Source organism: Paenarthrobacter sp. 22069 (assembly GCF_052046035.1).
Taxonomy (GTDB): Bacteria; Actinomycetota; Actinomycetes; order Actinomycetales; family Micrococcaceae; genus Arthrobacter.
On record NZ_JBQEQF010000019.1, the window covers coordinates 1 to 19299 of the forward strand.

The 19299-nt window shown below is 66.9% G+C and carries 18 protein-coding genes and 1 rRNA gene; 14 read left to right on the plus strand and 5 right to left on the minus strand.

Features of this window, described 5'->3' with window-relative positions:
* Positions 1-105 (plus strand): 5S ribosomal RNA (gene rrf, locus ACTJK0_RS15600); the annotation flags it as partial.
* 151 nt (positions 106-256) lie between these two features.
* Here rrf and ACTJK0_RS15605 read toward each other — a convergent pair.
* The gene (locus ACTJK0_RS15605; protein WP_440745804.1) at positions 257-1102 is read right to left on the minus strand and encodes a hypothetical protein; all 846 of its coding nucleotides are present in this window, start codon (positions 1100-1102) and stop codon (positions 257-259) included.
* 243 nt (positions 1103-1345) lie between these two features.
* On the opposite strand from ACTJK0_RS15605, the gene ACTJK0_RS15610 reads away from it, so the two are divergent.
* The 12 genes from ACTJK0_RS15610 to ACTJK0_RS15665 all read left to right on the plus strand — a co-directional run bounded on the left by ACTJK0_RS15610 (position 1346) and on the right by ACTJK0_RS15665 (position 12799).
* Entirely contained in the window at positions 1346-2434 is a 1089-nt protein-coding gene (locus tag ACTJK0_RS15610; RefSeq protein WP_440745805.1) for a hypothetical protein, read from the plus strand.
* Between the two features lie 6 nt (positions 2435-2440).
* On the plus strand, positions 2441-3430 hold the full coding sequence (locus ACTJK0_RS15615) for an HAD-IIA family hydrolase (RefSeq protein WP_440745806.1): 990 nt from the start codon (positions 2441-2443) through the stop codon (positions 3428-3430).
* Positions 3431-3439: 9 nt separating this feature from the next.
* Positions 3440-3718 (plus strand): hypothetical protein, encoded by a 279-nt coding sequence (locus ACTJK0_RS15620; protein WP_440745807.1) that lies wholly within the window; start codon positions 3440-3442, stop codon positions 3716-3718.
* Positions 3718-4533 carry a TlyA family RNA methyltransferase gene (locus ACTJK0_RS15625; protein ID WP_440745808.1) on the plus strand — a complete coding sequence of 272 codons (816 nt, stop codon included), beginning with the start codon at positions 3718-3720 and terminating at the stop codon, positions 4531-4533. The genes ACTJK0_RS15620 and ACTJK0_RS15625 overlap by 1 nt, the downstream gene beginning before the upstream one ends.
* Before the next feature lie 13 nt (positions 4534-4546).
* Entirely contained in the window at positions 4547-5572 is a 1026-nt protein-coding gene (locus ACTJK0_RS15630; protein ID WP_110545570.1) for an NAD kinase, read from the plus strand.
* A gap of 4 nt (positions 5573-5576) precedes the next feature.
* Entirely contained in the window at positions 5577-7316 is a 1740-nt protein-coding gene (gene recN, locus ACTJK0_RS15635) for a DNA repair protein RecN (protein WP_110545571.1), read from the plus strand.
* A gap of 48 nt (positions 7317-7364) precedes the next feature.
* On the plus strand, positions 7365-9155 hold the full coding sequence (locus ACTJK0_RS15640) for a CTP synthase (protein WP_440745809.1): 1791 nt from the start codon (positions 7365-7367) through the stop codon (positions 9153-9155).
* 26 nt (positions 9156-9181) lie between these two features.
* Complete coding sequence (locus tag ACTJK0_RS15645) at positions 9182-9841, plus strand: NUDIX domain-containing protein (RefSeq protein ID WP_440745810.1); 660 nt, start codon at positions 9182-9184, stop codon at positions 9839-9841.
* Complete coding sequence (gene xerD, locus ACTJK0_RS15650) at positions 9841-10860, plus strand: site-specific tyrosine recombinase XerD (RefSeq protein WP_440745811.1); 1020 nt, start codon at positions 9841-9843, stop codon at positions 10858-10860. The genes ACTJK0_RS15645 and xerD overlap by 1 nt, the downstream gene beginning before the upstream one ends.
* 123 nt (positions 10861-10983) lie before the next feature.
* Positions 10984-11487 (plus strand): RNA polymerase sigma factor, encoded by a 504-nt coding sequence (locus tag ACTJK0_RS15655; protein WP_440745812.1) that lies wholly within the window; start codon positions 10984-10986, stop codon positions 11485-11487.
* Between the two features lie 2 nt (positions 11488-11489).
* Positions 11490-12281: a hypothetical protein gene (locus tag ACTJK0_RS15660; protein ID WP_440745813.1), complete on the plus strand. Its 792-nt coding sequence runs from the start codon at positions 11490-11492 to the stop codon at positions 12279-12281.
* A 35-nt stretch (positions 12282-12316) separates the two neighbouring features.
* A complete protein-coding gene (locus ACTJK0_RS15665) occupies positions 12317-12799 on the plus strand; it encodes an 8-oxo-dGTP diphosphatase (protein WP_440745814.1) in 483 nt (160 codons plus the stop codon).
* A gap of 78 nt (positions 12800-12877) precedes the next feature.
* Here ACTJK0_RS15665 and ACTJK0_RS15670 read toward each other — a convergent pair whose 3' ends face one another.
* The 4 genes from ACTJK0_RS15670 to ACTJK0_RS15685 form a co-directional block, all read right to left on the minus strand.
* Positions 12878-14017: a bifunctional 2-methylcitrate synthase/citrate synthase gene (locus ACTJK0_RS15670; protein ID WP_440745815.1), complete on the minus strand. Its 1140-nt coding sequence runs from the start codon at positions 14015-14017 to the stop codon at positions 12878-12880.
* 68 nt (positions 14018-14085) lie between these two features.
* Entirely contained in the window at positions 14086-14988 is a 903-nt protein-coding gene (prpB, locus tag ACTJK0_RS15675) for a methylisocitrate lyase (protein WP_440745816.1), read from the minus strand.
* Positions 14988-16508, minus strand: a complete 1521-nt coding sequence (locus tag ACTJK0_RS15680; RefSeq protein WP_110545583.1) for an MmgE/PrpD family protein — start codon at positions 16506-16508, stop codon at positions 14988-14990. The genes prpB and ACTJK0_RS15680 overlap by 1 nt, the downstream gene beginning before the upstream one ends.
* On the minus strand, positions 16501-17157 hold the full coding sequence (locus ACTJK0_RS15685; protein WP_110545585.1) for a GntR family transcriptional regulator: 657 nt from the start codon (positions 17155-17157) through the stop codon (positions 16501-16503). Before ACTJK0_RS15685 ends, ACTJK0_RS15680 begins: the two co-directional genes overlap by 8 nt.
* A 174-nt stretch (positions 17158-17331) precedes the next feature.
* On the opposite strand from ACTJK0_RS15685, the gene ACTJK0_RS15690 reads away from it, so the two are divergent.
* On the plus strand, positions 17332-19236 hold the full coding sequence (locus tag ACTJK0_RS15690) for an AMP-binding protein (protein WP_440745817.1): 1905 nt from the start codon (positions 17332-17334) through the stop codon (positions 19234-19236).
* Positions 19237-19299: the final 63 nt, after the last annotated feature.

Below are 19299 nucleotides of genomic sequence, written 5' to 3' on the forward strand. Positions count from 1 at the left end.
AGCGTGGGGGAAACGCCCGGTCCCATTCCGAACCCGGAAGCTAAGACCCACAGCGCCGATGGTACTGCACCCGGGAGGGTGTGGGAGAGTAGGTCACCGCCGGACACACATTAGAGCAGGGCCCTGACAGCGATCTGTCAGGGCCCTGCCGCTTTAAGCACCAAACCCGGCCCCACGGGCAGCACACGGCCCCCATCTGATGGGGCGTTGCGGAAATGGCCGCACAAGGTGATGGGGCGTTGCGGAAACGACCGCATCACGTGATGGGCGTTGGGGCCCCAGGCTGTCTCCGTTGTGAAGATGGCCACGATCCCACTGCCAGGGCTTCTGTTGTCCCGGGGATTTTTATGGCTCCACTAGAATTGATGAAGATGTACGGACTTCGAAGCGCTTGATTTCGGGTTGCGTAGGAAACGAAACGAGCGGCTGCAGTTGCGCCAGTGGTCGGCTCACAACAGGAGGAATCCACATGGCCGAGCACAACGGTGGCAACCGCGGCAACGACCGCGGCGCGTTCCGCGGCAACAATAACTCCGGCGGTGAGCCCCGCGGCTTCCGGTCCCGGTCCGACCGCGATGGCAACAATTTCTCTCGCGGCGGCGGTGCCGGCGGTGGCGAGCGTAAGCCCTTTGGTGATCGTGATCGTAAGCCGTTTGGCGATCGACCCCGTCGCGATGGCGAGGGTGACCGTCGCGGTTTTAGCGGCGGTGCCGGCGGTGGCGAGCGTAAATCTTTTGGTGACCGTGATCGTAAGTCGTTTGGCGACCGTCCGAGCCGCGACGGTGAAGGCGACCGTCGCCAGTATGGTGATCGTGACCGTAAGCCTTTCGGTGACCGTCCCCGTCGCGAAGGCGAGGGTGACCGCCGTGGTTTTGCGGGCGGTGACCGTGACCGCAAGCCCTTTGGTGACCGTCCCCGTCGCGATGGTGAAGGCGACCGTCGCGGTTTTGGCGGCGGTGCCGGCGGTGGCGAGCGTAAGTCTTTTGGCGATCGTGACCGCAAGCCGTTTGGTGACCGTCCCCGTCGCGAGGGTGAGGGTGACCGCCGTGGTTTTGCAGGCGGTGACCGCGACCGCAAACCGTTTAATGACCGTCCGCGCCACGACGGCGAAGGCGAGCGTCGCCAGTTTGGTGATCGTGACCGCAAGCCGTTTGGCGACCGTCCGCGCCGCGACAGTGAAGGCGACCGCCGTGGTTTTGGTGGCGGCGATAACCGCAAGCCGTTCGGGGACCGGCAGGACCGGGCACCCCGCAGCTTCGACCGCGGTGACTCCCGCGCCGAGTCCGGCCGTGGCGCCGGCCCCCGCAGCTTTGGCCGCGATCGCCAGGAAGACCGTCCTGTCCGCGTGCCCAACGCCGCTGACCTCCGCAGCGCCAACCGCCCGGACCGGGAACGCTCACCCGAAATCGACGAGGACGTCACCGGTAAGGAACTGGACCGCGCCACGCAGCACCAGATCAAGACCCTTGAGCCCAAGAGCTCGGAGTGGGTGGCCCGCCACCTGGTGATGGCCGGGCGCCTCATCGACGATGAGCCGGAGCTGGCCTTCCAGCACGCCCTGGCCGCCAGCCGCCGGGGCGGACGGCTCGCCGCCGTCCGCGAGGCCGTTGGCCTGACTGCCTACGCCGCCGGCCATTACGGAGAGGCCCTGCGCGAGTTCCGCACCTTCCGCAGGATCAGCGGCTCCAACGTGCACCTTCCTGTGATGGCCGACTGCGAGCGTGGCCTCGGCCGCCCTGACCGTGCACTCGACGTGGCCCGCTCCGAGGAAGCCCAGGACCTGGACGCCCCGGGCAAGGTTGAATTGGCCATTGTTGCTGCCGGTGCCCGCACCGACCTCGGCCAGCTGGATGCCGCCGTGGCCGAACTGGAAATCCCGCAGCTCGACATCAACCGCGCGTTCTCCTACAGCCCGCGCCTCTTCCGCGCCTACGCCGATGCGCTGGCTGCCGTAGGACGGGAAGAGGAGTCCCAGAAGTGGAGCAGGCAGACCGTGGTGGCAGAGAACGCCCTTGGCCAGGGCGTGGACCAGGAACCGGAAATCATCGACCTCGGCTGGGACGAGGAAGAGGAGGCCCGGGAAGAGGCCGAACGCCGCAGGATGCTGGACCGTGCCTCCAAGTCCCCGGACACTGAAGAAACCGCCCCGGTCACCGGTGGCACGTCCACTGAAAGCGCCCGCGCCACCGAAGCGAAGGCAGCCCAGGACAGCAGCATCGATGACCAGGATGCCGACTACTTTGTCTCCAACGACGCCGAATCCGACCAGGATTCGCGGGAATCCGACGAGCTGTTTTCCCCGGCCGAAGAGGACGCCGCTGACGGGGTCGAATCGCTCGAGGATGAATCAGGCGAGGAACCGGCCGCGAATGAGGCAGTCGGAATTGAGGATCACACAGGCATCCTGCACGACGAAGAACGCAGGGAAGACTGAGCGCCAATGAGTGACGTCTCCCTGATTTCCCGCTTTGACGCCCTCCTGGCCGACCTGGACGGCGTGGTCTACGCAGGGCCGAACGCCATTCCCGGTGCCATCGAGTCGCTGACGCAGCTCTCCGGCCTCGGCATCGGCCTGGGCTATGTCACCAATAACGCGTCCCGTTCGCCGGGAGAGGTGGCAGCCCATCTCCGTGAACTTGGCGCGCCGGCCGAGGACAACCAGGTGGTGAGCTCTTCCCAGGCCGCGGCCGACCTGCTGGCTTCACTGCTGGCACCCGGATCCAGGATCCTGATCACCGGAAGCCCGGCCCTCGCCCGCGAAATTGAGCTGGCAGGGCTGGTGCCCGTTGCCAGCCAGGACGAGGAACCGGTGGCCGTGGTGCAGGGATTCAACCCTGCCATCGGCTGGAAGGACCTGGCCGAGGCCACGTATGCGGTCAACGGCGGTGCCCTCTGGGTGGCCACGAACACCGACATGACCATTCCCCAGGCGCGCGGGATCGCCCCGGGCAACGGCACTCTTGTTGCGGCAGTCGCCGCGGCCACCGGCCAGCAGCCCAGGGTGGCCGGCAAACCTGAGGCACCGCTCTTCCACTCGGCCGCCAAGCGCCTCGGGGCGGAGCGTCCCCTGGTGGTCGGCGACCGGCTGGACACGGACATCCTGGGCGGCAACAACGCCGGCTTCGCCACGGTCGCCGTCCTGACCGGCGTCGACACGCGCGAAACCATCCTCGCTGCCCGGGCTGCCGAACGGCCCAACTACGTCATCGAGAACCTCGGCGACCTGCACCGTCCGTACCCTGAGGTAACACACGACGACGGCACGTACGCCTGCGGCAACGCAAGCGCCCGCGTGGCCAACGGCGCCGTGGGCATCATTGGCAGCCAGGCGGACATCAACTCCTGGCGCGCCGCGTGCGCTGCGTGGTGGGCCCAAACACCCGACGCTGCAGCCCCCAAGGCGCCCAAGCTGGTGTGGCTGGATCACTAGACTGGTCCAATGACTGAGCTGACCGAACCGGAGGACCCAACGTCCCGGCCGGACCCCGGGTGGCCGCACCGTGATGCGCGCGACTTCGGGCAGGACATCCGGGATCCGCAGGTGGTACAGGCCGTGGCGGGGCTGCTGGACCTGCCTGGCCTCCCGGCAGCGGACCACGAGGCCGTCTACAACAGGCTTCACGATGACCTCCTGGCCGCGCTCAACAGCGATCCCACCGGCAGCAGTCCCACCGGCAGCGGTCCCACCGGCCGCGCGCAGGCGGAGGGGACGTCCTGATGCCGGTTCGCCTCGACCAGGCACTGGTGGCCCGGGGGCTGGCAAGGTCCCGCACCCATGCCGCTTCGCTCATCGCTGAAGGCAAGGTCAGCTCGGACGGCCAAGTCCTCGCCAAGGCGTCCCTGCAGGTGGACGACAGCCGGGACCTGGCCATCGAACACGATGACCAGGACACCTACGCCAGCCGCGCCGGCCACAAGCTGGCCGGTGCCCTGGACGCCTTCCCCGGCGTTTCGGTGCACGGCAAAAGGTGCCTTGACGCCGGCGCCTCCACCGGCGGCTTCACGGACGTCCTTCTTCGGCGCGGTGCCAAGCAGGTGGTGGCGGTCGACGTCGGGCACGGCCAGCTGGTGCCGCACCTGCGCAGCGATCCCCGCGTGGACGTCCACGAAGGCATGAACGTTCGCTACATGGCTCCCGACGACATCGGCGGCCCGGCTGCACTGACGGTCGCCGACCTGTCCTTCATCTCCCTGACCCTCGTGGTGCAGCCGCTGGCGGATTGCACGGAGCCCGGCGGTGACCTGGTCCTCATGGTCAAGCCGCAGTTCGAGATCGGCAAGGACCGGCTGGGCCGCACGGGCGTAGTCACGTCGGAACGCGAGCGGCGGCTGGCCGTCGACAAGGTGGCCAGGGCAGCGCTCGACGCCGGACTGGACCTGTGCGGGCTGGCGGCCAGTCCGCTGCCCGGCCAGGATGGAAACGTCGAATACTTCCTGTGGATAAGACGCAGGATCAGCAAAGACTTGCCTAAGATCGAAGAGCGAGAGGCAGCAGCCGCTGCGTTGCTCGGACAAATCTGGCCGAACCACTAGAGAGCGGAACCTGATGAGCAGGCGTGTACTGGTCCTTGCCCACACCGGCCGCGAGGAGTCATTGAAAGCCGCCTGGGAAGCCTGTGCCCTGTTGCACGCTTCGGGGATGGTATCGGTCATGCAGGAGTCCGAGCTGGGGGACATGGAACGGTTCTTCGGCCACCTGGCCCAGCCGGTGGAAGTGCTCCACGACCACGTCCAGCTGCCCGACGTCGAACTCGTCATGGTCCTTGGCGGTGACGGCACCATCCTCCGGGCCGCTGAACTGGTCCGCGAAGTGGACGTGCCGCTGCTGGGCGTCAACCTGGGCCACGTGGGCTTTTTGGCCGAAAGTGAACGGGCAGACCTGGCACAGACCGTGGAATGGATTGCCAGCCGCGAATACACGGTTGAAGAGCGCATGACCATCGATGTCCAGGTGTGGGTCCGCGGCCAGAAGATTTGGCACACGTGGGCTTTAAACGAGGCCGCCATCGAGAAGGCGAACCGCGAACGCATGCTCGAGGTCGTGACCGAAGTGGACGAGCGGCCGCTGACGTCGTTCGGCTCCGACGGCATCGTGCTGGCCACCCCCACCGGCTCCACCGCCTACGCGTTCTCTGCCGGCGGTCCGGTGGTCTGGCCCGAGGTGGAGGCGCTGGTGATCGTGCCCATCAGCGCCCATGCGCTCTTCGCCAAACCCCTCGTGGTGTCTCCACGGTCACGGCTCGCGGTGGAGGTCTTGGGCCGTACCGACGCGCAGGGCGTGCTGTGGTGTGACGGCAGGCGTTCGGTGGACCTGCCGCCGGGCGCGCGGGTGGAAGTCACCAAGTCCGCCACCCCTGTCCGCCTGGCCCGCACCCACCAGACGCCGTTCTCCGCCCGGCTGGTCCGCAAATTCGAACTGCCCATCCACGGCTGGCGCGGTCCGGTGCCAAAGTCCGATGCCGTACACACGGGGCCCATCCCGATTGTGCGTACGCCGCGGCCCATGCCGCCGCTGCCGGCACCGCATGCAGAAAATCCGGGCAGCGATCCCGATCCGTCGACTGCAAAGTGAATCCATGCTTGAAGAACTGAGAATCCGCGATCTCGGCGTCATCACTGACGCAACCCTTCCTCTCGGCCCGGGACTGAGCGTCGTGACCGGTGAAACCGGTGCCGGCAAGACCATGGTGGTCACCGCCGTCGGGCTGCTGCTGGGCGCCCGCTCCGACGCCGGCGCCGTCCGCAGCGGCGCCAAGAGCGCCACCGCCGAGGCCGTGCTGAAGCTTGACGCGGGGCACCCCGCCGTGGCCCGTGCCCTCGAGGCCGGTGCAGAGGCGGAAGAGTTCGACGGCGGCAGCGAACTGATCCTGGCCCGCCGCCTGGGTGCGGACGGACGCAGCCGGGCGTTCCTTGGCGGCCGTGCTGCACCCGTGGGTGTCCTGGCCGAGATCGGCGAATCCCTGGTGGTGGTGCACGGACAGTCGGACCAGATCCGGCTCAAGAGTGCCACGGCTCAGCGCGAAGCGCTCGACAAGTTTGCCGGGGACAGCCTGGCCGGCACGCTGGCCGCATACCAGGAGCTGTACGCCCGGTGGAAGGCCAGCCAGGCGGAACTGGAGGGGCTGCGCAGCGCCGCACGGGACCGGCTCCGCGAAGCCGAATCCCTGGAGGCAGCCCTCGCCGAGATCGACGACGTCGATCCGCAGCCGGGGGAGGACGAGCTGCTGAAGGCTGAGGCCGTGAAGCTGGCCAATGTGGAGGAACTGCGGATCGCAGCGAGCACCGCGCACCAGGCACTCATTGCCGAGGACTTTGGCGAGGCAGGTGACGCCACTACGCTGGTGGACTCCGCCAAGCGGACCCTCGAACACGTGGCTGAGCACGACGCCGAACTGGGATCTGCGGCCGGACGGCTGGCCGAGGTGGGGTTCCTGCTCAACGACATCGCCACCGAACTGGCCAGCTACCAGGCGGGCCTGGATTCCGAAGGCCCGGAACGGCTGGCCGAAATCGAGGACCGCCGCGCCGCATTGGCCAAGCTGGTCCGCAAGTATGCCCCCACCATTGACGAAGTACTGGAGTGGGCGGACAAAGCGCGCGTCCGGTTCGACGAGCTGCAGGACGATTCCTCCCGCATCGAGGCGCTGGAGGCTGAGGTAGTCCGCGCTGAAGCCGGGCTGAAGAAGCAGTCGGCGGCGATCAGTAAGATCCGGGCCAAAGCCGCCAAGGACCTGTCTGCCCGCGTCAGCGCCGAGCTCAAGGCACTCGCCATGGCCGACGCCACGCTGGTGATCAACCTTGACCCCGCCGGTCAGCTGGGCCCGCACGGTGCCGACGAGATCGCGTTCCTGCTGCAGCCGCACTCCGGCGCTCCGGCCCGGCCGCTGGGCAAGGGCGCCTCCGGCGGTGAACTCTCCCGTGTCATGCTGGCCATCGAAGTGGTGCTGGCCGCCGTCGATCCCGTCCCCACTTTCGTCTTCGACGAAGTGGACGCCGGGGTTGGCGGCCGTGCCGCCGTCGAAATCGGCCGCCGGCTGGCCATGCTGGCACGCCACGTCCAGGTGCTGGTGGTTACCCACCTTCCGCAGGTGGCGGCGTTCGCGGACCAGCACATCACCGTCACCAAGACCTCCGTCAGGGGGGCCGACGGCGGCACCGCCACCGGGTTCACGTCCAGTGATGTCCGCCTCCTCGACGGCCCGGAGCGGGTGCGTGAACTCGCCCGCATGCTGGCCGGCCAGGAGGACTCCGAGTCCGCGCAGGCACACGCCCAGGAGCTGCTGGACGATGCCAAGCTGCTGCCGCAGCGGGCCTGACAAACGCTGAACGGGCCTGGCCTGGGCAGCCACGGGAACGCGCAATTGATGATAGGCTCGAATTCCGTGGTGCAGCGATCAAATTCCCGTGTAAATTCCCGGTTCCCGGGTTCCTCCAAGACGACCAAGCACATCTTTGTCACCGGCGGTGTGGCGTCCTCGCTCGGCAAGGGACTGACGGCGTCCAGCCTGGGTCACCTGTTGCGGGCACGCGGCCTGTCCGTCACGATGCAGAAGCTCGATCCCTACCTGAACGTGGATCCGGGCACAATGAACCCCTTCCAGCACGGCGAAGTCTTTGTCACCGATGACGGCGCCGAAACGGACCTGGACATCGGGCACTACGAGCGCTTCCTCGACGAGAACCTCGAAGGTTCCGCCAACGTGACCACCGGCCAGGTGTACTCCACCGTGATCGCCAAGGAACGCCGCGGCGAGTATCTTGGGGACACCGTGCAGGTCATCCCGCACATCACGGACGAAATCAAGCGCCGGATGCGCCTGCCCGCCGAGGGCAAGAACGCCCCTGACGTGATCATCACCGAGATCGGCGGCACCGTTGGCGACATCGAGTCCCAGCCGTTCCTCGAATCCGCCCGCCAGGTCCGCCAGGATATCGGCCGGACCAACGTGTTCTTCCTCCACGTTTCGCTGGTCCCCTACATCGGCCCGTCGCAGGAGCTGAAGACCAAGCCCACGCAGCACTCCGTGGCGGCGCTGCGCTCCATCGGCATCCAGCCCGAAGCCATCGTGATCCGCTCGGACCGCGAAGTGCCCGAGGCCATGCGGGAAAAGATCGGCCGCATGTGCGACGTCGACATCGACGCCGTGGTGAACGCCGCGGATGCCCCCAGCATCTACGACATCCCCAAGACCCTGCACGGCCAGGGCCTGGACTCCTACATCGTCCGTGCCCTTGACCTGCCGTTCAAGGACGTTGACTGGACCAGCTGGGACCGTCTCCTCGAGGCCGTCCACAACCCCAAGCACCACGTCGAAGTCGCGTTGGTGGGCAAGTACATCGACCTGCCGGACGCCTACCTCTCCGTCACGGAGGCCCTGCGCGCCGGTGGGTTCGCCAATGACACCAAGGTCAAGATCCGCTGGGTTCCCTCCGACGAGTGCGAGATCCGCGAAGGAGCCATCAAGGCGCTCGACGGCGTCGACGCCATCTGCGTCCCCGGTGGCTTCGGCATCCGCGGACTCGAAGGCAAGCTCGGCGCCCTGAAGTTCGCCCGCGAAACCAAGCTCCCGGTCCTGGGCCTGTGCCTCGGCCTGCAGTGCATGGTCATCGAATACGCCCGCAACGTGGTGGGGCTGGAGGGCGCCTCCTCCAGCGAATTCGAACCCGACTCCAAGTACCCTGTCATCGCCACCATGGAAGAGCAGCTGGAGTTCGTTGAAGGCGGCGGGGATCTGGGCGGCACCATGCGCCTGGGCCTCTACGAAGCCAAACTGGATGAAGGCTCGGTCATCGCCGGAACCTACGGCAAGACCACCGTCAGCGAACGCCACCGGCACCGCTACGAGGTCAACAACAAGTACCGCGAGCAGATCGCGGACAAGGGCCTGGTCTTCTCCGGCACGTCCCCGGACGGCAAGCTGGTGGAGTTCGTCGAACTGCCCGCCGACGTCCACCCGTATTACGTGGCCACCCAGGCACACCCGGAACTGAGTTCGCGGCCCACCCGCCCGCACCCGCTGTTCGCCGGGCTGGTTAAGGCTGCCCTGAACCACCAGGGCGCTGGCCACCAGGGTGCTGCCAGCCAGGGCGCTGCCGACACGGAGGTTCCCGCGGCCGGCGAGGCTGCAGCATCGGGTAGCGTTACGGCTAAGTAGTCAAGAGAACACCAAAGGACGGCGCGATGCCTGGTACACCTGAAGCCACCCCTGCAAAACAGGTTTCGGATGCACCAAGCCCGCGCCGTCTTTTGTCTACCGAAAAGGTCTACGAGGGCCGGATCTGGGACGTGGTCAGCGACACCTTCCAGCTCTCCGAGTCCGGGGACGCCCTGACCCGGGACTACATCGACCATCCCGGTGCCGTAGCCGTCCTGCCCATGAACAACCAGGGCCAGGTCCTGCTGCTGAAGCAGTACCGCCATCCCGTGGGCATGGATCTCTGGGAAGTTCCGGCAGGCCTGCTGGACGTCGAAGGCGAAGGCTTCCTGGCGGGGGCTGCGCGGGAACTGGCGGAGGAAGCTGACCTCGCTGCCGGAACCTGGAACGTCCTGGCCGACGTCTTCAACTCGCCGGGATCCTCCAGCGAGGCGATTCGCATCTACCTGGCCCGGGACCTCAGCGAAGTGCCGCACCACGAACGCCACGAGCGGACGGACGAGGAGGCCGAGATCGAGTTCCACTGGATCGGCCTGGATGATGCCGTGGCATCGGTCCTGGCCGGGCACCTGCACAACCCCTCCGCCGTGGTCGGGATCCTCGCCGCTGCGGCTGCCCGTGCCTCCGACTATGAAGGGCTTCGCCCCGCCGACGCCCCCTGGCCCGCGCATCCCAGCCAGCGCTGATGGGTCCCGGTCCTTCGGTAGATGCGGCACCGGCCGTCCAGCCGCCGGTGAGCGCGAAACCCGCCGCTGCGCCGGTGGACGTCCCGGCCGCCATCGACCGGGGAATCACCGACTACCTCCAGCACATGGGGGTTGAACGGGGTCTGGCCGCGAACACGCTGGCTGCCTACCGGCGGGACCTGGCACGCTATGCCCGCTACCTGGCCGCTGCCGGCTGCGAACGCCCGCAGGACATTACCCGCCAGCACGTCACCGGCTACGTCCGGGCACTTTCGGACGGGTCCGACGGCGGTTCCACCCTTGGTGTGCGCTCGGCGGCCAGGACGGTGGTGGCAGTCCGGGGACTGCACAAGTTCTGGGCCCTGGAAGGCTACACGCCCTCCGATCCTGCCAGCGACGTCCACCCGCCCATGGCGGGAAAACGGCTCCCCAAGGCCATCAGCGTGGATGAGGTGACCCGCATCCTTGAGGCCGCGGGAACCGATACTGCAGCGGGACTGCGCGACCGCGCCCTGCTCGAATTCCTCTACTCCACCGGCGCCCGGATCAGCGAAGCGGTGGGACTGGACGTTGACGATATCTCCCTCGCGGAGCCGGAGGCCGGGCCGGCCATCGTCCGGTTGTTCGGCAAGGGATCGAAGGAACGGCTGGTACCGCTCGGGTCCTATGGGGCCCGCGCGCTGGATGCCTACCTGGTCCGCGGCCGTCCGCTTCTCGCCGCCAAAGGCAAGGGCACGCCGGCACTGTTCCTCAATGCCCGGGGCGGCAGGATCAGCCGGCAAAGTGCCTGGACCATCCTGAAGGCCGCTGCGGAGAAGGCCAACATTACCCGCGATGTTTCGCCGCACACGCTGAGGCATTCGTTCGCAACGCATCTGCTCGAAGGCGGCGCGGACGTCCGCGTGGTGCAGGAGTTGCTGGGGCACGCCTCCGTGACCACCACGCAGGTGTACACACTCGTCACTGCCGATACGCTCCGCGAAATTTACGCCGCGGCACATCCCCGGGCGTTGGGCTAGCCGGGTCCTGCCCTGGCGGTCCCATCGATCCCCACAACGAATTTTCCCGCTGCTGTAAGAACCAGCCCCGCCCGGGACACTTAGTCTTCAAGATCAAGTCACAAGTGTCCGGGGGGAAATACTATGTTGGCAGCGGAAGAGCAGGCATTCATCGATCTGCATTCCCAGCATTCGGGGCGGGTTTACCGGTACATCGCATGCCGCATCAGCGACACGGGCCGGGCCGAGGAATTGGCGGCCGACGTGTTCCGCATTGCCTGGCAGAAACAACTTCCGGAACCGCCCGGCATCGGCTGGCTGCTTGCCACGGCCCGGCATGTGCTCGGTAACGAATACAGGGGCCGTCGCCGCCGCCAGGAACTTCTTGACCGGCTGCAGGACGAGGCACGCGGCAACGTCCTGCAGGATGAAACCGGGAAACAGGCCGCGGTGGCGGAGGTGCTTGGCCGCCTTCGGGAACGGGACCGCGAGATCCTCATGCTCAGCTACTGGGATGACCTGACCATCCCCGAACTCGGCCAGGCCCTTGGATGTTCTCCCTCAACTGCTGCCGTACGGCTGCACCGTGCACGCCGGGCTTTCGCCAAGGCGGCACCGGGACATCTCATGACCGAACGGAAGGACTAGCCATGGACCGCATTGAGCAGTTGATGAAGGCCGCCAAACCCCGGCCGACGGCACCGAATCAGGTGGCCGCAGGCGATGCAGCCCAGGCCTTGGCGGCTTTTGGGGAAACCGAAGTCATCCGTCCGGCGGCGCGGGCACCGGAACGCGGCAACCAGCGGGGACGGACAGCCGTCCGGACAACTGCTGCGACCGTGCTGGGAGCCGCAGCGGTAGCCGGCGCGGTGTACGTGGGCGGGGCCATGACACAGCGGCCCATGCCCGGGCCGGGCGTGGCGCCCCCGGAGGCAACCGGAAACCCTGCATCGGCCAGCCCGTCCGCCACACCGTCCGCCGGTGAACAACCCACTGCCACCGCGTCACCCTCCGCGGCTCAATCGGGGAGCCCTGCGGCCGGTGGCTTGAGCACCGGCGGTGTGCCATGCACCATGGACAACGTGGACCTGCAGCGAAGCGACCAGCAGCGCATCATCTTTTCGATCCCCGCTGACCAACAGCATCTCTACACCGTCCTGGGTTGTGCCGGCGGCTGGCTGGCCTTCTCCATCTCCGATGAGGGAGCCAAAGCCCTCCAGCTCGATGGCGGCAACGCCTGGTACCAGATCGCCAAGCTGCAGGACGGCCGGTTCCTCTGCGATTTCAGCCAGCAGACCGCCAGCGTCCTGAACTGGGAGTTCCAGGCACTGAACAATCAAGGCCTCACACCCCAGGAGGCGATGGACCGCGACTTTGCCTCCAAAGGGCTTCCGGTGGAACTCCGGCAGCAACTGGTCGGCGACGGCCCGGCCGCCGGATAGCTTCAGAGCCCGCCGGCAGCTATAGGGTTATGCACATGGAATCCTCCCGGGTCACCCTCTGCTTCCTGCTCCGTGACGGGAAGGACGGCGCCGAAGTCCTCCTGGGGCTGAAGCAGACCGGCTTCGGCAGGGGCAAGATCGTGGGGATCGGTGGCCACGTGGAACCGGGGGAGACCGACGCCCAGGCCGTGATCCGGGAGGTCCTGGAGGAGACCGGGGTGGTGCTGCGTCCGGAGGACCTGGCAGACGCCGGCGCCGTGCACTTCGTGTTCCCGGCGCGGCCGGAATGGGACATGAAGACCAGCCTGTTCACGGCCCGCACCTGGGAGGGCGAGCCCGAACCCAGCGACGAGATCCTGCCTGGGTGGTTCCGGGTGGATACGCTGCCGGTGGACCGCATGTGGCAGGACGCCGACCACTGGCTGCCGGTGGTGCTGGAGGGCCGCAGGGTCAACGTGGTGGTCACCATGCACACAGACAACGAAACGGTCGCGTCGTCCCAAAGCCTCCTGGCATGATCCTCCAAAGCGGTTAACGAAACGACGGCGGCCCGGGCACCCAGGTGCCGGACCGCCGTCGGACATTCCCGCCAAACGCTAGGGAAGGTGCCGTTCCTCGGGACCGATGTATTCGCTCAGCGGCCGGATCAGCGAGTTGGAGTCCAGCTGCTCCATGATGTGCGCCGTCCAGCCGGTGATCCGGCTTGCCACGAACAGGGGAGTGAAGGTGGGGGTGTCGAAGCCCATCAAGTGGTAGGTGGGCCCGGCGGGGTAGTCCAGGTTGGGCTTGATGGCCTTCGCCTCGTCCATCGCCTGTTCCAGGCCGCTGTATAGGCCCAGCAGCTCGGGGCGGCCGTAGTGGGCGATCATCTTGTCCAGGGCGGCCTTCATGGTGGGTACCCGCGAGTCGCCGTGCTTATAGACGCGGTGGCCAAAGCCCATGACTTTCTTCTTCTGCGCCAGGGCGTCTTCCATCCAGGCCTTGGCCCTGGCGGCGGCCTCCTCGAGGGACTCTTCCTGCCGGATGCCGATTTCGTCGAAGGTGTGCATGACGGCTTCGTTCGCACCGCCGTGCAGCGGGCCCTTGAGCGCGCCGATGGCACCGGTCACGGCGGAGTGCAGGTCCGAGAGCGTGGAGGTGATCACCCGCGCGGTGAAGGTGGAGGCGTTGAAGGAGTGCTCAGCGTAGAGGATCATCGACACGTTGAAGGCCTCCACCACCTCCGGCACCTGTTCCTCCCCGAAGGTCATCCACAGGAAGTTCGCCGAGTACCCCAGGTCATCGCGGGGTGCCACGACATCCTGGCCATGCCGGCGGCGCTGGTCATAGGCCACCACGGCAGGCATGGCAGCGAACAGGTCCACGGCCTTTGCCATGTTGGCCTCGCGGGAGGAGTCTTCGGCCTGCGGGTGCCGGGCGCCCATCACGGATGCTGCGGTCCGGCAGACGTCCATCGGGTGGGCTGTGGTGGGCAATGCGTCGATGACCTGCTTGACGACAGGATCCAGGGCACGGCCGGCGCGCTCCTTGGCCGTGAACTCCGCCAGCTGCTCCTGGGTGGGCAGTTCGCCGTTCCAGAGCAGGTAGGCGACCTCCTCGAAACTGCACCGGGCCGCCAGTTCCTGCACCGGGTACCCGCGGTAGAGCAGGGAGTTCGTGTCCGGGTTGACCTTCGAGACCGCGGTGTAGTCCACCACGACGCCGGCGAGGCCCTTTTTGATCTCATTTTCAGCCATGCTGAAACTCCTTTGTTCCTGAAGCCTGTTCCGGCCGTGGCCGGCTTTCCAGTGGATGATGCCGGGCGTTACGTTCCGGGGATCCGGAAGTTGAACACCCCGGTGTCAAAGTGGTTGTAGGCCTCGTAGTCAACGAGGTCGTAGAGCCGGGCACGGGTCAGCATGCCGGGAACCTGCGCCTCCTGGGTACCGTCGGATTTGATCGATTCCAGAGTACGCTCAGCAGCGCCCATGGCACTACGGAGCAGCGTCACCGGATAAATGACCATGTTCACGCCCACACCCGCAAGCTGGTCCACGGTGAACAGGTCGCTTTTGCCGAACTCGGTCATGTTGGCCAGGATCGGGACGTCCACGGCTTCGCGGATGGCCTTGAACTCGCTGAGGTCTTTCATGGCTTCGGGGAAGATTGCATCCGCGCCGGCGTCGACCAGGGCTTTGGCACGCTGCTGCGCCGCTTCGAGTCCGTCGGTGGCACGGATGTCGGTGCGGGCCATGATGAGGAAGTTCGGGTCGCGGCGGGCGTCGGCGGCGGCACGGATGCGTTTGGTGGCGGTGTCCAGGTCCACCACGTTCTTGCCGTCGAGATGGCCGCAGCGTTTGGGGTTGAACTGGTCCTCGATGTGCAGGCCGGCCAGGCCCGCGTTCTCGAGTTCCTGCACGGTGCGGGCCACGTTCATGGGTTCGCCGAAGCCGGTGTCGGCGTCGACGATCGAGGGCAGGTCCGTCATGCGGGCGATCTGCCCGGCGCGGGTCGCCACCTCGGTGAGCGTGGTCAGGCCGATGTCCGGCAGGCCGAGGTCGTTGGCCAGGACGGCGCCGGAGATGTAGACGCCGGCGAAGCCCTTTTCCTCGATCAAGCGGGCGGAGAGCGGGTTGAAGGCGCCCGGGAACTGTTGGATGGTCCCGGAGGACAACAGTTCCCGGAAGCGGATCCGCTTCTGCTCCGGGGTGGTCTTCGAATACAGCATCAGAAGAGTCCCTTCGGTGCCGCCGCCAGGTCGATGACCCCGGGGGCGGCGGTGATGTTGAGCTGGTCCAGTTCACCGGCGGCGAGCTCGGGGAGGCGTTCGACGGCGGCAAGGAACCGTTCGATCTCGGCTTCCTCCACCAGCCCCGCGGCGAGGGTGCGGAACTTGTTGATGTACTGTTCGCGGGCGAACGGCCGGGCGCCGAGGGGGTGGGCGTCGGCGACGGCGATCTGGTCGGTGATGACGGTGCCGTCGGTGAGCGTGATTTCCACGGATCCGCCGAAGGCCTTCTCGGCGATGTCGAGGGAGTGGTAGCGGCGGGTCCATTCCGGGTCCTCCACGGTGGTGACCTTGTGCCACAGTTCCACGGTGTCCGGGCGGGCAGCACGGGCCGGGGCGTAGGAGTCCACGTGGTGCCAGGCGCCGTCCTGCAGGGCGACGGTGAAGATGTATGGGATGGAGTGGTCCAGGGTTTCCCGGCTCGCGGTGGGGCTGTACTTTTGGGGGTCGTTGGCGCCGGAGCCGATCACATAGTGGGTGTGGTGGCTGGTCTTGATCAGCACGGATTCGACGTTGGCCGGGTTGGTGACCTCGGGGTGTTCGCGGTGGAGCTTGCGGGCCAGGTCGATCCAGGCCTGGGCCTGGTATTCGGCCGAGTGTTCCTTGGTGTAGGTGTCCAGGATGGCGCGCTTGGCTTCGCCCGGCGTGGGGAGCGGGACCATGTAGGACGCGTCCGGGCCGTCGAGCAGCCAGGCGATAACGCCGTCCTCGCCTTCATAGATCGGTACGGGGGAGGTCTGGCCGCGCATGGCCCGGTCGGCGGATTCGATGGCCATCTTGCCGGCGAACGCCGGGGCGTGGGCCTTCCAGGTGGAGATCTCGCCCTTGCGGGACTGCCGGGTGGCGGTGGTGGTGTGCAGCGCCTGGCCCACTGACTGGAAGATGGTTTCGACGTCGAGGCCCAGCAGGGTGCCGATGCCGGCGGCGGCGGAGGGGCCCAGGTGTGCCACATGGTCGATCTTGTGCTTGTGCAGGCAGATGGCCTTGACCAGGTTCACCTGGATCTCGTAACCGGTGGCGATGCCGCGGACCAGGTCATGGCCGCTGGAGCCCACGTGCTGGGCGACGGCGAGGATCGGCGGGATGTTGTCGCCGGGGTGGGAGTAGTCGGCGGCGAGGAAGGTGTCGTGGTAGTCCAGTTCGCGGACTGCGACACCGTTGGCCCAGGCCGCCCATTCAGGTGCAACCCGCTCGCCGATGCCGAACACCTTGGAGCCCTTGCCGCCGGTGGTGGGGCCATGGGTGAGGGCCTGTGCACGGGCCGCAATGATGGGAGCCCGGTTGAGGGAGGCGATGGCCACCGAGGCGTTGTCGATGATCCTGTTGATCACCATCTCCGTGACCTCGTCGGAGACCTCCACGGGATCGGCAGCGACCTGGGCGATCTTGTAGGCGAGCTGGTCCTCACGGGCCAGGTTTTCCTCGCTCTTGTAAACGCGGACGTGGTGTTCCTTAACCATGGTGCTCCTTCGGGTGGGATGTGTGGGTGGCTTTGACGTGGGAGAGGCTTCGGTGCAGGTGGATGACCGTGGCTGCTTCGGCAAGCTTCGGGTTGCCCGCCGCGATCGCTTCGGCGATGGCGGCATGTTCGGCGGCTGCGGCGGTGAGGCGGTCGGCGTCGTCGGCCGCCAACCGGCGGATGCGGACCAGGTGCACGCGAAGGCTCCGCATGGCCTGGGCCAGGTAGGAGTTGGAGATGGCGGCGTCGATGGCCGCATCAAGCCGGCCCACCAGTTCGTAGTAGTCATGCAAAGCCGGGGTCTCACCGCTGATTAATTCCGGTGCCTGCTGCAGTTCGCGGCGCAGCTGATCGAACATTGCAGCGTCACCGCGGCTGGCGGCCAGCGCCGCAGCCCTGCCTTCAAGGGTTTCTCGCAGTTCGAACAGTTCGTCAATGTCGTCAAGGGAGATGTCGGTGACGACGACGCCCCGGCCGCCCGCCGTCGTCAGCCCCTCAGCCGTAAGTCGCCCCAGAGCCTCCCGCAGCGGTGTTCGTGACACCCCCAGGCGTTCGGACTGCTCCACCTCAGCCAGGACCGTGCCGGGCGCGAGACGCCATTCGATGATGTCGTCCCGCAGGGCGGCATACGCCTTGTCGCTGGCCCGCACGGTGGTCTCCTCTCACTGACTGGGTCCGATCAGTGTATACATAAGAGCGCGTCAGCAACAGGTTCTGCAGGTGACAGGCGAAATTTTCTCACCTGTGTATACAAGGCTCTTGTGATGGCGGCTGGCCCCCAGCTACCATGAGCTGCATCACAACGTCGTGGACGGGAACACCTCATGGTCATCAGCCGCTACCGGGACAGCTACCAGCGCAGCATTGAACGGCCCGAAGAGTTCTGGCTGGACGCTGCGCAGGAGATCTCCTGGGGCTCTCCACCCGGCCGGGCCCTGGACGCCAGCCGGGCGCCGCTGTACAGCTGGTTTCCTGACGGCGTGCTCAATACCTGCTACAACGCCTTGGACCGGCATGTCGCCGAGGGCCGCGGTGGCCAGGCCGCACTCATTTATGACTCCGCCATGCTGGGAACGCAGCAGCGGTACACCTACGCCCAGCTCACCGACCTGGTGGCGCGTTTTGCCGGCGTGCTGCGGACCCACGGCGTGGGCAAGGGGGACCGGGTGGTGATCTACATGCCGATGATTCCAGAAGCCGCCATTGCCATGCTGGCGGCCGCCCGGCTCGGTGCGGTCCACTCCGTGGTCTTCGGCGGTTTTGCCCCCAAGGAGCTCGCCGCCAGGATCCGCGACGCGGCCCCGGCCGCAGTGGTCACGGCCTCAGGCGGAATCGAACCTTCCCGCCGCATCGAGTACCTTCCGGCGGTCGCAGCGGCGCTGGAACTCTCCGGTTCGCCCGGACTGCCCGTACTTGTCAAGGCGCGCGAGGGCTTTGCGTCCACGGTCGCGGACCATCCCGGATGGTTCGACTGGGACACGGCCATGGTTTCCGCCGCTCCCGTGGATCCTGTCGACGTGCAGGCCACGGACCCGCTGTACATCCTCTACACCTCGGGAACCACAGGGACGCCCAAGGGCGTGGTGCGGGACAACGGAGGCCATGCCGTCGCCCTGCGCTGGACGCTGAAGAACATCTACGACGTCGGCCCCGGCGACGTCATGTGGACAGCGTCGGACGTCGGCTGGGTGGTAGGGCACTCCTACATCGTCTATGGCCCGCTGCTGGCCGGGGCCACCACAGTGATGTACGAAGGCAAGCCGGTCGGCACCCCGGATGCCGGCGCATTCTGGCGCGTGGTGCAGGACCACAAAGTGAACGTCCTGTTCACCGCGCCAACTGCGCTGCGGGCCATCCGCAAGGCGGACCCTGAGGCGTCGTTGCTGGCGCGGTACGGTGTCTCCAGCCTCCGGACGCTGTTCACGGCCGGCGAGCGGCTGGATACCGACACCTTCCACTGGGCCTCCCGGGTCCTGGACGTGCCCGTGGTGGACCACTGGTGGCAGACCGAAACCGGCTGGGCCATCTGCGCCAATCCGCGCGGGCTGGAGCCGCTGCCCATCAAAGCCGGCTCACCCAGCGTTCCGATGCCCGGATACCGGCTTGGGATCCTTGACGGCGCGGGCCGGGAGGTGGCAACGGGCACCGAGGGCAACATCGTGCTGGGACTGCCGCTGCCGCCGGGCACGTTGACCACGCTGTGGGGCAACGATGACCGCTACGTCTCCTCCTATCTTCAGGCCTTCGATGGCTTCTACGCCACGGGTGACTCGGGATACCAGGATGACGACGGCTACCTGTTCGTCATGGGACGCACGGACGACATCATCAACGTTGCCGGCCACCGGCTCTCCACCGGCGCCATGGAACAAGTCATCGGGCAGCATCCGGCCGTCGCCGAGTGCGCCGTTGTCGGACTCGCTGACCCCCTCAAAGGCCAGCGTCCCAGCGGCTACGTGGTGCTGAAATCAGGAGTCGAGATTCCCCGGGACGTCCTGGAAAGGGACCTGGTGGCGTTGGTCCGGCGGGATATTGGTGCGGTGGCGGACTTCAAGGAGGTGACTGTGGTGGAGGCGCTGCCCAAGACGCGGTCCGGAAAGATCCTCCGCAAGACGATGCGCCAGATAGCCGACGGCGGGGAATACACCGTTCCCTCCACGATTGAAGATCCAGGGGTCATCGACCAGCTGCTGGGAGTCCTCCGGGCAGACGAAGCAGAAGCCGGCTGAGGTTCCCTGGCTGGGCTGTGCTGTACGTGGCTCGGCTGTGCTGTACGGGGTTGGGCTGTGCTG

Excerpts from the sequence above, each read along its gene's own strand:
- ACTJK0_RS15615 (WP_440745806.1), top strand. The coding sequence starts at position 2,441 with ATGAGTGACGTCTCCCTGATTTCCCGCTTTGACGCCCTCCTGGCCGAC.
- ACTJK0_RS15620 (WP_440745807.1), top strand. The coding sequence starts at position 3,440 with ATGACTGAGCTGACCGAACCGGAGGACCCAACGTCCCGGCCGGACCCC.
- ACTJK0_RS15625 (WP_440745808.1), top strand. The coding sequence starts at position 3,718 with ATGCCGGTTCGCCTCGACCAGGCACTGGTGGCCCGGGGGCTGGCAAGG.
- ACTJK0_RS15630 (WP_110545570.1), top strand. The coding sequence starts at position 4,547 with ATGAGCAGGCGTGTACTGGTCCTTGCCCACACCGGCCGCGAGGAGTCA.
- recN (WP_110545571.1), top strand. The coding sequence starts at position 5,577 with ATGCTTGAAGAACTGAGAATCCGCGATCTCGGCGTCATCACTGACGCA.
- ACTJK0_RS15640 (WP_440745809.1), top strand. The coding sequence starts at position 7,365 with ATGATAGGCTCGAATTCCGTGGTGCAGCGATCAAATTCCCGTGTAAAT.
- ACTJK0_RS15645 (WP_440745810.1), top strand. The coding sequence starts at position 9,182 with ATGCCTGGTACACCTGAAGCCACCCCTGCAAAACAGGTTTCGGATGCA.
- xerD (WP_440745811.1), top strand. The coding sequence starts at position 9,841 with ATGGGTCCCGGTCCTTCGGTAGATGCGGCACCGGCCGTCCAGCCGCCG.
- ACTJK0_RS15655 (WP_440745812.1), top strand. The coding sequence starts at position 10,984 with ATGTTGGCAGCGGAAGAGCAGGCATTCATCGATCTGCATTCCCAGCAT.
- ACTJK0_RS15660 (WP_440745813.1), top strand. The coding sequence starts at position 11,490 with ATGGACCGCATTGAGCAGTTGATGAAGGCCGCCAAACCCCGGCCGACG.
- ACTJK0_RS15665 (WP_440745814.1), top strand. The coding sequence starts at position 12,317 with ATGGAATCCTCCCGGGTCACCCTCTGCTTCCTGCTCCGTGACGGGAAG.
- ACTJK0_RS15670 (WP_440745815.1), bottom strand. The coding sequence starts at position 14,017 with ATGGCTGAAAATGAGATCAAAAAGGGCCTCGCCGGCGTCGTGGTGGAC.
- prpB (WP_440745816.1), bottom strand. The coding sequence starts at position 14,988 with ATGCTGTATTCGAAGACCACCCCGGAGCAGAAGCGGATCCGCTTCCGG.
- ACTJK0_RS15680 (WP_110545583.1), bottom strand. The coding sequence starts at position 16,508 with ATGGTTAAGGAACACCACGTCCGCGTTTACAAGAGCGAGGAAAACCTG.
- ACTJK0_RS15690 (WP_440745817.1), top strand. The coding sequence starts at position 17,332 with ATGGTCATCAGCCGCTACCGGGACAGCTACCAGCGCAGCATTGAACGG.